This window comes from Streptomyces sp. NPDC034043, from assembly GCF_055575675.1.
The window spans coordinates 323,747-336,708 of sequence record NZ_JBVISF010000001.1; the positions used below are offsets into that span (position 1 = coordinate 323,747).

11 protein-coding genes are annotated in these 12,962 nt (G+C 75.0%); 4 read left to right on the forward strand and 7 right to left on the reverse strand.

Annotation, left to right across the window (positions count from 1 at the left end; all coding sequences use genetic code 11):
• The first annotated feature begins 17 nt into the window (after positions 1-17).
• Both ACZ51S_RS01850 and ACZ51S_RS01855 read left to right on the forward strand, forming a co-directional pair.
• The gene (locus tag ACZ51S_RS01850) at positions 18-674 is read left to right on the forward strand and encodes an alpha-ketoglutarate-dependent dioxygenase AlkB family protein (RefSeq protein WP_468476169.1); all 657 of its coding nucleotides are present in this window, start codon (positions 18-20) and stop codon (positions 672-674) included.
• 41 nt (positions 675-715) lie between these two features.
• Positions 716-1,978, forward strand: a complete 1,263-nt coding sequence (locus tag ACZ51S_RS01855) for an ROK family protein (protein WP_388936730.1) — start codon at positions 716-718, stop codon at positions 1,976-1,978.
• Positions 1,979-2,120: 142 nt separating this feature from the next.
• Here ACZ51S_RS01855 and ACZ51S_RS01860 read toward each other — a convergent pair whose 3' ends face one another.
• Positions 2,121-2,666, reverse strand: a complete 546-nt coding sequence (locus ACZ51S_RS01860) for an ATP-binding protein (RefSeq protein ID WP_468476170.1) — start codon at positions 2,664-2,666, stop codon at positions 2,121-2,123.
• Between the two features lie 209 nt (positions 2,667-2,875).
• Here ACZ51S_RS01860 and ACZ51S_RS01865 point away from each other — a divergent pair, with 209 nt between their 5' ends.
• Positions 2,876-4,039 (forward strand): PLP-dependent cysteine synthase family protein, encoded by a 1,164-nt coding sequence (locus ACZ51S_RS01865; protein ID WP_468476171.1) that lies wholly within the window; start codon positions 2,876-2,878, stop codon positions 4,037-4,039.
• Between the two features lie 72 nt (positions 4,040-4,111).
• On the opposite strand, the gene ACZ51S_RS01870 is transcribed toward ACZ51S_RS01865, so the two are convergent.
• The 5 genes from ACZ51S_RS01870 to ACZ51S_RS01890 all read right to left on the reverse strand — a co-directional run bounded on the left by ACZ51S_RS01870 (position 4,112) and on the right by ACZ51S_RS01890 (position 10,466).
• Positions 4,112-6,577 (reverse strand): right-handed parallel beta-helix repeat-containing protein, encoded by a 2,466-nt coding sequence (locus tag ACZ51S_RS01870; protein ID WP_468801760.1) that lies wholly within the window; start codon positions 6,575-6,577, stop codon positions 4,112-4,114.
• 189 nt (positions 6,578-6,766) lie between these two features.
• A complete protein-coding gene (locus tag ACZ51S_RS01875; RefSeq protein ID WP_468885295.1) occupies positions 6,767-7,354 on the reverse strand; it encodes an Rv1733c family protein in 588 nt (195 codons plus the stop codon).
• Positions 7,355-7,542: 188 nt separating this feature from the next.
• Complete coding sequence (locus tag ACZ51S_RS01880) at positions 7,543-8,370, reverse strand: MOSC domain-containing protein (protein WP_468959273.1); 828 nt, start codon at positions 8,368-8,370, stop codon at positions 7,543-7,545.
• A gap of 103 nt (positions 8,371-8,473) precedes the next feature.
• A complete protein-coding gene (locus tag ACZ51S_RS01885; RefSeq protein WP_468476175.1) occupies positions 8,474-9,016 on the reverse strand; it encodes a DUF6643 family protein in 543 nt (180 codons plus the stop codon).
• Between the two features lie 265 nt (positions 9,017-9,281).
• Positions 9,282-10,466, reverse strand: a complete 1,185-nt coding sequence (locus ACZ51S_RS01890; RefSeq protein ID WP_468959275.1) for a glycosyltransferase — start codon at positions 10,464-10,466, stop codon at positions 9,282-9,284.
• 671 nt (positions 10,467-11,137) lie between these two features.
• Here ACZ51S_RS01890 and ACZ51S_RS01895 point away from each other — a divergent pair.
• On the forward strand, positions 11,138-11,932 hold the full coding sequence (locus ACZ51S_RS01895; protein WP_468801763.1) for a glutamate racemase: 795 nt from the start codon (positions 11,138-11,140) through the stop codon (positions 11,930-11,932).
• 25 nt (positions 11,933-11,957) lie between these two features.
• Here ACZ51S_RS01895 and ACZ51S_RS01900 read toward each other — a convergent pair whose 3' ends face one another.
• Positions 11,958-12,857: an aldo/keto reductase gene (locus tag ACZ51S_RS01900; RefSeq protein ID WP_468476208.1), complete on the reverse strand. Its 900-nt coding sequence runs from the start codon at positions 12,855-12,857 to the stop codon at positions 11,958-11,960.
• Between the last annotated feature and the right edge of the window lie 105 nt (positions 12,858-12,962).

A 12,962-nucleotide genomic window follows, 5' to 3' on the forward strand; every position in this document is an offset into this window, starting at 1 on the left:
CCCCCGACAATGGAAGGGTGGACGGGGAACTCTTCCCGCGCGAGCGGACCGAGATCGCACCCGGTGCGGTGCACCTGCCCGACTGGCTCGGGCCCCGGCGCCAGCGGGAACTCCTCGCCGCGTGCCGCGAGTGGGCCCGCCCGCCCGCCGGACTGCGCACCGTACGCACCCCCGGGGGCGGGACGATGACCGCCCGGCAGGTGTGCCTGGGCCTGCACTGGTACCCGTACGCCTACGCGCGCACCGCCGTCGACGGGGACGGAGCGCCGGTCAAGCCGATGCCGGGGTGGCTCGCCGAGCTGGGACGGCGAGCGGTCACCGCCGCGTACGGATCGCCCCCGCCGGACGCGGAGGCGTACGACATCGCCCTGGTCAACTTCTACGACGGCGACTCCCGGATGGGCATGCACCGGGACGCCGAGGAACGGTCCGGGGCCCCGGTCGTCTCCCTCAGCCTGGGTGATTCCTGCCTCTTCCGCTTCGGCAACACCGCCACGCGGGGGCGCCCGTACCGGGACGTGGAGCTGCGCAGCGGCGACCTGTTCGTGTTCGGCGGCCCGAGCCGGCTCGCCTACCACGGGGTGCCGAAGGTGCTGCCCGGGACCGCCCCGCCGGGCCTGGGCCTGAAGGGACGCCTCAACATCACCCTGCGGGTCGGTGGCCTGGACGTATAGCCGGGGCGGGCAGCGCCGCCCGGTCGTGCGAGGATCCCCTCATGAACGGCAACGGGGCCCCGCCGGGGGCGGGGGACGCGAGCACGGCGTCGGCGGCGTCCGCGAGGACCAAGCTGGAGCGCGGCCGCGGCGCACTCGGCCCGGCGCTGGAACTCGTCCACACCGGCCGGGCCCCCACCCGGGCGGTGCTGACGGCCGAGCTCGGCGTCACGCGTGCCACCGCCGGAGCAGTCGCCGCCGAGCTGGAGGCGCTCGGCCTGATCCGCGTGGACTCCCGCCCCGGCGGCGCCGGCGGCACCCAGGGCCGCCCCTCGCACCGGCTCGCCGTCGACGAGAACGGCCCCGTGGCGCTGGCCGCGCAGGTCCACCCCGACGGGTTCCGGGCCGCGCTGGTCGGCCTCGGCGGGCGCATCGTGGCCACCGCGCCCGGCAAGCTCACCGTCTCCGCCGACCCCGCGCAGGTGCTCGGCGCGGTCGTCGACGCGGGCGCCCGGCTGCTCGCCGAGTCGGGGCGCCGGTGCGTCGGCGCGGGCCTCGCGGTGCCCTCGGCGGTCGCGGAGCCCGAGGGCACCGCCCTCAACCCGCTGCACCTGGCCTGGCCGCCCGGCTCTCCGGTACGGGCCCTGTTCGCCGAGTGCGTGAAGGCGGCCGGCATCGACGGGCCGGCCCTGACCGGCAACGACGTGAACCTCGCCGCGCTCGCCGAGCACCGGCACGGAGCGGGCCGCAGCGCCCAGCACCTGCTCTGTGTGGCCACCGGACACCGCGGGGTGGGCGGGGCCCTGGTGCTCGACGGCAGGCTGCACAGCGGGAGCGCGGGCCTGGCCCTGGAGGTCGGCCACCTCACCGTCAATCCCGAGGGGCGGGCCTGCCACTGCGGCAGCCGGGGCTGCCTGGACGTGGAGGCCGACCCGCTGGCCTTCCTCACCGCGGCCGGCCGTACGCCGGGGCCCGAGGTGTCGCTGCTGGCGCAGGCCCGTGACCTGCTGCGCGCCGAGTACGCGCAGCCGTCGGTCCGGGCGGCCGCCGAGGAGCTCATCGACCGGCTCGGGCTTGGCCTCGCGGGCCTGGTCAACATCCTGAACCCGGACCGGATCATCCTCGGCGGACTGCACCGGGAGCTGCTGTACGCCGACCCGGAGCGGCTGCGGGCGGTGGTCGCCGACCGCAGCCTGTGGGGGCGCAGCGGGGGCGTGCCGATCCTGCCGTGCACCCTGGACCACAACAGCCTGGTCGGGGCGGCGGAGCTGGCGTGGCAGCCCGTACTGGACGATCCGTTGGGGGCGCTGGGCGCCGCCGTCTGAGCCGGGCGGCCGGGCCGGTGCATGAGACGAGCCGTGTGCAGGGCAGCCGTCTGAGCCGGGCGGCCGGGCCGGTGCGCCCCTGCGGGGGCCGGCCGGGTGTCCGGGCCGGGGTCCGGGGGCAGGGCCGGTGCCCGAGGGGGAGTCAGCCGGGCCCGGTGCCGGCCGTGACCGACGCCGGCACGCCGGTCCCGACGGCCCGGGCGTCGACGGCGGCGAGCACCGGGCGGGCGGGTCCGCGTACGGTCTTCTTCACGCCGATACTGACCGTGCGCGTCGGCGCCGCCGGTGCGGGGGCCGCCCGCATCGAGAACCACACCACCTTGCCGGGGCCGTCCGCGCGGTGCCGGGCCCCCCAGGCCTCGCTGACCGCCTCGACCAGCGCCAGTCCGCGCCCGCAGGTCTCCAGGCCGTCGGCCGCCCGGCGGACGGGCAGCCGCGGATCGCTGTCGTGGACGGAGACGGTCAGCCGCCCGAGGCGGAGTTCGATCTCGACCGTGCACGCCTTGTCGGGCTGCGCGTGGCGGTGGACGTTGCTGAGCAGCTCCGTCACGCCGAGCGCAGCCCGGTCTATGAGCGGGTCGAGCTGCCAGTGGCGCAGTTGCGCGGAGACGATCCTGCGGACCTGACCGATCCGCGCTGGCAGGGCCTGCAGTTCGACGACGCAGTGCCTGCGGGAATGACTGATCACGGCTGCGACTCCCCGACATCATTGTTACGGGTGCTGCACCCTCGGTGACGCGAGTACCAGGGTCACCCACCGTGGCGCCGCCCGCAACCGAACGCGGCGGAATGGGGCCGAAAGCGATCCGCATGGAAACCCAAAGCAATCATTTGCGCAGGTGAGGAGGGTACATTGCGAAAGGAGGGGGCCCTGGAACCGACAAAGGAGCAAGGCGCATGAGCACCACCGGCACCACCGGTACACCGGCCTCGAACACGGCCGGAAGCACGGTGACGACGACGGTCGACGTCGACCGCAGCGACGCCGCCTACCGCGCCTGGCTCAAGGAGGCCGTGCGCAAGGTCCAGGCGGACGCCAACCGCTCCGCCGACACCCACCTGCTGCGCTTCCCGCTGCCCGAGGCGTGGGGCATCGACCTGTACCTGAAGGACGAGTCCACCCACCCGACGGGCTCCCTGAAGCACCGCCTCGCCCGCTCGCTGTTCCTGTACGCGCTCTGCAACGGCTGGATCCGTCCCGGCCGCCCGGTCATCGAGGCCTCCAGCGGCTCCACCGCCGTCTCCGAGGCGTACTTCGCCAAGCTGATCGGCGTCCCGTTCATCGCGGTGATGCCGAGGACCACCAGCCCGGAGAAGTGCCGCCTCATCGAATTCCACGGCGGCGAGTGCCACTTCGTCGACGACTCGATGAAGATGTACGAGGAGTCGGCCGACCTCGCGGCCCGCACCGGCGGCCACTACATGGACCAGTTCACCTACGCCGAGCGCGCCACCGACTGGCGCGGCAACAACAACATCGCCGAGTCGATGTACCAGCAACTGCGCCTGGAGCGGTACCCCGAGCCCGCCTGGATCGTGGCCACGGCCGGCACCGGCGGCACCTCCGCGACCATCGCGCGCTACGTCCACTACATGCAGCACGACACCCGCATCTGCGTCCCGGACCCGGAGAACTCCTGCTTCTTCGACGGGTGGACCAACAACGACCCGCACGCGAGCAGCGACTGCGGCTCGCGCATCGAGGGCATCGGCCGGCCGAGGATGGAGCCGAGCTTCGTGCCGGGCGCCATCGACCGCATGATGAGGGTGCCGGACGCGGCGTCCGTCGCCGCCTGCCGCGCCCTCGAACAGGCCATAGGACGCAAGGCCGGCGGTTCCACCGGAACCGGCCTGTGGAGCGCCCTGAAGATCGTCTCCGAGATGGTGGCGGAGGGCCGCACGGGCAGCGTCGTGACCCTGCTCTGCGACCCGGGCGACCGCTACCTCGACAAGTACTACTCGGACGAGTGGCTGGCGGCCCAGGGCCTCGACATCGCCCCGTACTCCAAGACGATCCGGACCCTGCTGGAGACCGGCGACTGGCGCGAGCCCCAGGCCTGAGCCCGGGGGCAGCGGGGTCTCAACCGCGGGTGCCGCCGCCGGCCGGCCGTCAGACGCCCCCCGCCCAAGGGGTCAGCACGACGACGGCAGAGCCGGCAGGTCCTCCGGGAAGAGCAGGGTGAGTTCGTCCTTGTCCGGGTCCGCCAGCTGAGCGACCCGCCCCGCGTGCCGCTCCACCATCGCCTCGAAGGTCTGGCGCGCGGTGCGGCCGTTGCCGAAGGCCGGACCCTTGGGCAGCTCCGTGAAGTACTTCAGCAGCGCCTCCCCGGTGCCCTCGCCGAGCCGGTACTCGTGCTCCTCCGCCTGCTGCTCCACGATCCGCAGCAGCTCCGGCGGCCCGTAGTCCCCGAAGGTGATGGTGCGGGAGAAACGCGACGCCACCCCGGGGTTGACCGTCAGGAAACGCTCCATCTCCTCCGTGTACCCGGCGACGATCACCACCACCGCGTCCCGGTGGTCCTCCATCAGCTTCACCAGCGTGTCGATCGCCTCGCGCCCGAAGTCCCGGCCCGAGTCCTCCGGGGCCAGCGCGTACGCCTCGTCGATGAACAGTACCCCGCCCCGCGCCCGGTCGAAGGCCTCCTGCGTACGGATCGCCGTGGACCCGATGTGCTCGCCGACCAGGTCCACCCTGGACACCTCGACCAGGTGGCCGCGCTCCAGCACCCCGAGGGAGGCCAGGATCTCCCCGTACAAGCGGGCGACCGTGGTCTTGCCCGTACCGGGGGAGCCCGTGAAGACCAGGTGCCGGCGCACCGAGGCCGCCTTCAGGCCCGCCTGCTGCCGCCTGCGCCCGACCTCGATCATGTCGGTGAGGGCCCGCACCTCGCGCTTGACGCTGTCCAGCCCGACCAGCGCGTCGAGCTGCCCCAGCACCTCGCCCGAGCCGCGGGGGACCCGCGCCGCGGCCGGCGTCCCGGCCGGATCCGGCACCTCCCCGGCCCGGGAGGCCGGTACCCGGTCCGCGGGCCGTACCGCCGGGCCCTGGACCACCGTGGCCGTACGCTGCCCCCCGCCCGCCTGCTGCGCCCCGGCGGGCGCTCCGCCCGCCGCCCGCGCCGCGGGCCCCGTACCGGCCTCGTCGCCGGTGCACCCCTCGGCGAGGGGGCCGTCCTCCGCGAACTCGTAGCCGCCGCGCGCGCAGCGCTCGGTGTGGCACCGGGTGAGGGTGGTGCGGCAGCCGTCGATGACGTGGAATCCGAACCCGGAACTGCCCGTCACCCGGCAGGCCGTGAAGGTGCCCCGGCCGCCCGCCGACACGTAGAACCCGGCCTCGGCGGCGGAGGTCACCGTGCACCGCTCCAGGGTGGGATCGGCGCCCTTGGTGACGATCACGCCCGTCTGCACGGCGTCGATGGTGCAGTTGGCCAGGGCGCCGCCGCTGCCGTGGTCGCGGAACCACGCCCCCGTGCCCGCCTCCCGGATCCGGCAGTCGTCGAGCTGCACGCTCGCGCCGTCGCTCACCGAGACGGCCGTGTTGCGGACCTGCGACAGATCGCTGTCGACCACGTCCACGCGCGAGCCCCGGTCCAGGACGAACAGCGCGTCGGGCACGTCGTGCAGGCGGCAGGAGTCCAGCGAGGCGGTGGCCCCGTCGCTCACCCACACCGCCGGATAGTCGCCCGTACTGTCGTGGATCTCGCAGGACTCGGCATCCACCCTGGTCCCCGGGTCCCACACCGACAGGCCGTTGCGCCCGAACCGGCGCACCGTGGTGCGGCTGAGGGTGAGCACCGAACGGGAGCGCAGGTCGACGGCGTTCTCCGGGACGTCGTGGATGTCGCAGCCGGTGAGCGTCAGCACCGCGTCGGTGTCGAGGGTGATCCCGTCGGCGGACGTACGGTGCACCGCGCAGTCGGTGAGGCGGGCCGCCGCGCGCGCCGCGACGTGCACACCGGCGCCCTTGACCTCGTACACCTCACAGCCCAGCGCCTCCAGGCCCGAGCCCTCGCCGGTGACCGAGATGCCCGCGCCGGCGGCGTGGTGGATCCGGCAGCGCTCCAGGCGCGGATGCCCGCCGCGCACCGAGACGCCGGCCTGCCCGGCGGCGACCACCTCGCACTCCTCGAACACCCCGCCCCCACCGTCCAGGACGGAGATCCCGGCCCCGGCCGGATTCTCCACCGTGCACCGGCGCACCAGGGGCCTGGCCCCGCCGCGCACCTCGATGCCGGACGCCGACCGGGTGTGCACGCGCAGGCCCGTGAGCTCCGGCGAGCCCTCCTCGACGAGCAGGGCGGGCGCCGTCCGGTCGGCTCCCTCCAGGTACAGGTCCTGGACCACGGCCGAGGCGCGAACGGTCAGCGCGACCCCGTCGAGCGGGGCGATGCGCACCGACCCGGCCACCGCCCCCTCGGACCCGCGCAGGGTGACGGCATGACGCAGGACCAGGTTCTCCCGGTAGGTGCCGGGGGCGATGGACAGCACGTCGCCGTCGCCCGCCGCGGCGAGCGCGGCGGTCAGCGTCGGATACTCACCGGAGCGCCGCCGCCACCGCGAGGCCCCGCCGTGCGTCACCTGGACCGTGCCCTGAGCCATCGTGCTGTCGTGCCCCCACCCATGTACTCGCGCTGCCGGACCGGCGGAAGCGACTGAAGCAACTGAAGCGACCGGAGTGGTCGAAGTGGTCCGAGTGCTCCGGGAGTTCCGCGGCTGCCGGAGCCGCTCACGCGACCGGACCGGCCTCCGGCTCCACCGTAGCGCGCGTGGGGCCGGTGAGTGACCAGGTCAGCTGCCCGCGCCCGCCCGGCCCCAGTCGGGCCACGCCGCCGCCCACGCCCGGTCCAGCCGCATGTACCGCTGATGCATGAGCCGGCGTACGACCAGCCGGCGGACCGTCTCCGCCAGCGCGGCGGCGGTGAGCGCGGCGGCCAGACCGGCGGTACCCGCGTGGAAGGAGGCGGCGGAAGGGTCGAGCGGCTGCCCCACCAGCCGGCCGCGGATGTCGGTCCATATCCGGAACCGGTCGCCGGCGCGCGGCGGTTCCTCCGCCGCCGGGACCGTGCCCTCGTGACGGCTGCCGTCGGGCGCGGTCCAGGAGGCCACGATCCGGGTCCGCTCGGGCGCCTGCCGCTGCGCCGACGGATCGGCGGCCGCGCCCGGCGCGGACCGGACCACCACCGCCGGGACCAGGTACCGCTCGTGCCGCTGCTCGCGCGCGGCCCGCTGCAAGGTCCCGTCCACCTGGAGGCCCGCCGCCCAGCCGACGGCCGGGGCCACCAGCAGGACGCACACCAGCGCGGCGAACGCCACCCACGCCTCGAAGAGATCGGTCGGCCTGCGCAGCGGATTGCGCCGCCAGCGCCATACACCCATTGCTGTCCGCACGGTCCGGCTCCCCCTGCCCCATGCCCGGTCTTCGTCTTCCTCTGCCGTCCTGAATGCTCCAACGGCCCCGCGCGGCCCGTTGGTTCCAGTGGATGCCAGGAGCCCCCCGAAGGTGTCATTCCGTCGGCCCGCCGTGGTCAGCGGCGGGCTCTGGGGCTCCGGGCGCGGCGGCGCGGTCACTCCAGGACGCGCACCTCGTCGCCCACCCGCACCGTGCCCGTGACGACCGGCACCAACTGGCGTCCGAAGGCCAGTGACTTCCCGATCCGGCGGTGCTTCGCCAGGGTCTTCAGGGGTTCACGACCGCGCTCCGCGGTCCGCTGGTCGGTGGTGGTCACGATGCAGCGTCCGCATTCGCGCACCCCGCGGAACACGGCGTCGCCGATCGCGATGCGCCGCCAGCCGTCCTCGGCCCACGCCGCGGCGGGTCCGCCGACCACCAGATTGGGCCGGAAACGGTTCATGGGCAGCGGCCCCTCCTCCGGGTGGTCGCCCTCGGCGATCAGCGCGTTGAGGGCGTCCAGCGAGGCGTTCGTGGCCAGGAGCAGGGGATAGGCGTCGGCGAGGCTGACCGTCTCCCCGGGCAGTGCGTATCTCGGGTCCACGGGCCGGCGGACGGCCGGGTCGTCCAGGTGCACGAGGCGCGCGTCCTGGCCCAGGTAGGCGGTGAACCACTCGGCGGCGGCACTCGCCGCGACCACCGTCTCGATCTTCTGGCCGAAGAGCACGACCGGCTCCAGCGGGCCCGACCGCGGCACCTCCACGACGAGGGCGGGCATGCCCGGTCCCGACAGCTCGACCCGCCCGCCCGGCAGCGGCCGCGCCGAGGCCAGGGCCAGCCGCGCCTGCTGGCGCTGGGTGATGACCGCGCCGGTCGTGTCGATCACGGCCCAGCGGCGGTCCCCGGCCGGTCCCCAGGGCTCCACGGCCATCTCGTCGGGCGCGGCCCCCGCCACCGACTTGACGGGATGGACGTGGAGTGACTGGACGTGCAAATTCGACATGGGGGCATTGTGACAGCTGCCCCCGCCGGCCCCCCAGGGACCGTGTGCACGTCAGACGGCACACGGTGCGCGGGACGCCGGCTCGCGGTCGGCGGCCGCCCGGTCAGTAGCCCCGCTGCTGGTACTGGCGGCCGTACGGGTCCTCGTACGAGGGGACGGCCGCCGCGGACACCACCGGGGCCATGGGGGCCACGGGGGCCATCGGGCGCGGAGCCGCCGGGCGCATGGCCTCGTACCCGGTGCCCATGGCGGCCGGGCGGGGCTGCTGCGGCTGGGGCTGCGGCGGGTAACCGGCCCGACCCGCGAACTGCTGCTGCTGCTGCGGGATGTACGGGGCCGGCGCGTGCTGAAGCGGAACCGGCATCTGCTGGGGCTGGGGCATGGCCTGCTGCGGGTACCCGTAGCCGTACGCGGGGGCCGGCGGCTGCGGCGCCGCGGGCGGCAGGGCGGGCATGGACGAGGCGAGGGCCGGCAGGTATCCACCGCTCGAGTAACCGGCACTGGGGGACTCGTACGCGGCCGGAACGCGGATCGGGGCGATCTGCGGAGTGCCGCGTTCGGCGACGAGGGAGTCGTAGATGGGGGTGTCCGGGAAGGAGGGCGCGGAGTAGTAACCGCCGCCATAAGTGGAGCGGGGGGAGGTCATGGGAGACAAGTTAAGCCCACGGCTTCACCGGGTCCATAGCCAGGCTCCGTCAACACCGCGCTGACCTGCATATTCGCAGGTCAGGGCCACAGCTTTCACATGACGTCCACCTGCACGATTCGTCACTTGCGCCCCGGCTTGATGCTACTCGTACTCGCCGGTTGGCCTTTGCACGCACTTGGAACTGACGGAGAGTCACAACGCGATGACCTTGGATGACGCTTCCTCAGGAGGGCGAATTTTCCGTTTCCGCCCCCCAGGCGCTTCAGGCGTCGCTCGGGCGGGCATAGGTGCGGCCCTTCCAGGCGGCGCCGCGCCCCCGGTAGTGCTGGACGGCCGAGTCCACGGTCATCAGGAGGTACAGCAGCGCGGTGAGCGGCAGCAGCGGAGCCAGCGCGGCCGACTGCCGGTAGTAGCGCAGCATCGGCAGGTACGTCCCCGCCATCAGCAGCCACGCGAGGCCCCCGCCCCAGGCCGTCGCGGTGCTCTCCGCCGAGGCCGGGCCCGCCAGACCCGCGAACAGGGCCGCCGGGGGAACCAGGTACACCAGCGTCAGCCCGGCGACCGTCCCGGCCAGCAGCAGCGGCTGGTGGCGCAGTTGGGCGTAAGCACTGCGGGACACCATCCGCCACAGGTCCCGCAGCGCGGGGTACGGGCGCACGCTGTCCACCCGCTCCGCCAGCCCCAGCCAGATCCGCCCGCCGGAACGCTGGACGGCGCGGGCGAGGGAGACGTCGTCGATGACGGCCTGCCGGATCGAATCCGGGATTCCCGCGCGGACGGCGGCCTCCGTCCTCAGCAGCACGCAGCCGCCGGCGGCCGCGGCGGTCCGCGAGGCGGGACGGTTGACCCGGCGGAAGGGGTACAGCTGCGCGAAGAAGTACACGAAGGCCGGTACGAGGAGCCGCTCCCAGAAGCCGGCCACGCGCAGCCGGGCCATCTGGGAGACGAGGTCGAGGCCGGCGCTGGTCGCCGCGGCGACCAGTTCGCGCAGGCTGTCCGGCTCGTGCGCGATGTCGGCGTCGGTGAGGAGGAGGAACTCGGGCTTCTGGCCGTCCGGACCGGTACGGGCCTGCGTGATGCCGTGGCGCAGCGCCCAGAGCTTGCCGGTCCAGCCGGGCGGGGGCTCCCCGGGGGTGACGACGGCGAGCGGCAGCCCGGGCTGCTCGGCGGCCAGCCGGCGGGCGAGGTCCGCCGTGCCGTCGGTGCTGCCGTCGTCGACCAGGACGATCCGCGCCTCGCCGGGATAGTCCTGGGCGAGGAGGGAGGGCAGGCTCCGGGGGAGCACCTCGGCCTCGTCCCTGGCCGGTACGACGACGGCCACGGAGGGCCAGTGGGCGGGGGCGGAGCGCGGGGGGAGGCGGACGTCGGTGCGCCAGAACATGCCCTGGGCGAGGGTCAGCCAGAGCCAGGCGGCGACGGAGGCGTAGGCGGCGATGAGGAGGCCCATGGCGGCAGTGTTGCCGAAGCGGCGCCGGCGCGGGGCCGTCTTCCGGGCAAGCCGGATCCCGGGCGCGTCGGGGGCGCCCTCTGGGCAAGCCGGATCCGGGGGGGGCGGGACCGGCCGGGCGTGGGCGGGGACGGGACGGCGGGCGAAGGCCGGCACGGCAGGCGGCGGCCGGTGCCGGGTCGCTGTTGCCGACACCGGGAGCGGCACCGGCTCCGCGCAGGCCCCCTGCGGGCCTTCCGCGGCCCGGCCCCGGCCCGGATTCCAGGCCGCCGCCCGACCCTGCCGGGCCCCGGAACCCGGACCGGCCTTCGGCCCTACCGCGCCGGGTCCGGAAAGCGGCTCGGCCGGATCGGCCCGGAACCCGGACCGGTCTTGCCGCGCCGGGTCCGGAAAGCGGCCCGCCCGGCTCGGCCCGGCCCGGAACCCGACCCGGCCTTGTGCTGCCCTGTCGGGCCGGAACCCGGACCGTGCCCCGCCCGGAACCCGGACCGTGCCCCGCGTCCCGGCGTGCCGTGGCCATCGGAACCGGACTTCGGCCGGGGCCGTGGGGCCTGGTAAGGGGGTTCCGTGCTGGTGAGGGCCCTGGGCGGGGGTCGCGGGGACGCGCCGCGGGCCGGGTGCGCGGGGCGCGGGTTCGCCGGTGCGGTGGGTAAGTCGACTAAGGTGACCAGGTGAAGATCGCGCTCATGGACTCGGGAATCGGCCTCCTCGCTGCGGCCGCCGCGACGCGTCGGCTGCGGCCCGACGCCGATCTGCTGCTGTCCTCCGACCCTGACGGGATGCCCTGGGGCCCCCGTACGCCCGCCGATCTCACCGAGCGGGCGCGCGCCGTCGCCCGGGCCGCCGCCGCGCTCGGCCCGGACGCGCTCATCGTGGCCTGCAACACCGCCTCCGTGCACTCCCTGCCCGCGCTGCGGGCCGAGCTGGAGCCCGGGATCCCCGTCATCGGCACCGTGCCGGCGATCAAGCCCGCCGCGGCCGCCGGTGGGCGGGTGGCCATCTGGGCCACCCCCGCCACCACCGGCAGCCCGTACCAGCGCGGGCTGATCCGCGACTTCGCCGCGGGGGCCCGCGTCACCGAGGTGCCCTGCCCGGGACTGGCCGACGCCGTCGAGGCCGGTGACGAGGCGGCCATCGCGCGCACGGTCGCAGCCGCCGCCGAGCTCACCCCGGCCGACGTCACGGACGTGGTCCTCGGCTGCACCCACTACGAGCTCGTCGAGGAGGCCGTCCGGGCCGCCCTCGCCGCCCGCACCGGGGGAGCGGAGCTCAGGTTCTACGGTTCCGCCGAGGCCGTCGCCGTGCAGGCGCTGCGCCGCATCGGCATCGGGCCCGCGCCGGAACTGCCCCCCACCGGCGGGCTGACCGTACTGCACAGCGGGCGGACCGCCGCCCTCCCGCACGCCGCCCTCGCCTATGCCGAAGGCCGGCTCCTCGCGGAACTGGAGCGGGTCCACCAGCACTGAGCCCCCGCCGCCCCGACGTCCCGGATCAGGCGCCGGTCCCGCGGTCCGGCAGCGCCGCCTCCAGCTCGGCCAGTTCCGCCGCCTCGAGCTCGATCTCCGTGGCCCGGGCCGAGTCCTGGACCGAAGCCGGACGGCTGGCTCCCGGCACGGGGATGACCCTCGGGGAGCGGGCCAGCAGCCAGGCCAGGGCGATCCGCTGCGGACTGACGCCGCGTTCGGCCGCGACGCGGTGGAAGGCGGTTCCCGCGGAGGTGGGGCCGGACGGGCCGTCCAGGGAGCTGCGGGAGATGCCGCCCAGCGGGCTCCAGGGCAGGAAGGCCAGGCCGAGCCGGGTGCTCAGCTCCAGCTCGGGCTCGGCGTCGCGGACCGCGGGGGAGTACTGGTTCTGCACGCAGACGAGCGCGTCACCGAGGACGGCATGGGCCTCGCGGATCTGGCCGGTGGTCACGTTGGAGATGCCCGCGCTGCGGATGGTGCCGGCGTCGAGGAGCTCGCGCAGGGCGCCGACCGATTCCGCCCAGGGCACGTCGGGGTCGGGCTTGTGCAGCTGGTAGAGGCCGATGGACTCCACTCCCAGGCGCCTGAGGGAGTCCTCGGCGGCTCGCTTGAGGTGGGCGGGGGTGCCGGTGACGGTCCAGCCGCCGTCGCCGGTGCGGCCCCGGCCCCCCTTGGTGGCGACCAGGACGTGGGAGGTGTCGCCGCCGTAGCGGGCCAGGGCGCGGGCGACGAGGAGTTCGTTGTGGCCGCGCTCGTCGGGGTGCCAGTGGTAGCTGTCGGCCGTGTCGATGAGCGTGATGCCGGCGTCGAGGGCGGCGTGGACGGTCGCGACTGCCCGCGCCTCGTCCGGGCGGTTCTCGATGGACAGGGGCATGGCGCCCAGGGCGATCGCGCTGACCGTGGTGCTCCCCAGGGGGCGGTACTTCATGTGCGTCCGTTCTCCGGTGTCGGTGGTGCGCGGGCCGGGGCCGAGGGGCCGGGGCGCCGGGTGCGCGGTCCTCATCCTGGGCGGGTGCGGCCGGCGCCGGAAGTG

What these genes read in the sequence shown, in the direction of transcription:
- ACZ51S_RS01865 (WP_468476171.1), top strand. Translation starts at nt 2,876, where the DNA reads ATGAGCACCACCGGCACCACCGGTACACCGGCCTCGAACACGGCCGGA.
- ACZ51S_RS01890 (WP_468959275.1), bottom strand. Translation starts at nt 10,466, where the DNA reads ATGGGCCTCCTCATCGCCGCCTACGCCTCCGTCGCCGCCTGGCTCTGG.
- ACZ51S_RS01855 (WP_388936730.1), top strand. Translation starts at nt 716, where the DNA reads ATGAACGGCAACGGGGCCCCGCCGGGGGCGGGGGACGCGAGCACGGCG.
- ACZ51S_RS01885 (WP_468476175.1), bottom strand. Translation starts at nt 9,016, where the DNA reads ATGACCTCCCCCCGCTCCACTTATGGCGGCGGTTACTACTCCGCGCCC.
- ACZ51S_RS01870 (WP_468801760.1), bottom strand. Translation starts at nt 6,577, where the DNA reads ATGGCTCAGGGCACGGTCCAGGTGACGCACGGCGGGGCCTCGCGGTGG.
- ACZ51S_RS01900 (WP_468476208.1), bottom strand. Translation starts at nt 12,857, where the DNA reads ATGAAGTACCGCCCCCTGGGGAGCACCACGGTCAGCGCGATCGCCCTG.
- ACZ51S_RS01880 (WP_468959273.1), bottom strand. Translation starts at nt 8,370, where the DNA reads ATGTCGAATTTGCACGTCCAGTCACTCCACGTCCATCCCGTCAAGTCG.
- ACZ51S_RS01875 (WP_468885295.1), bottom strand. Translation starts at nt 7,354, where the DNA reads ATGGGTGTATGGCGCTGGCGGCGCAATCCGCTGCGCAGGCCGACCGAT.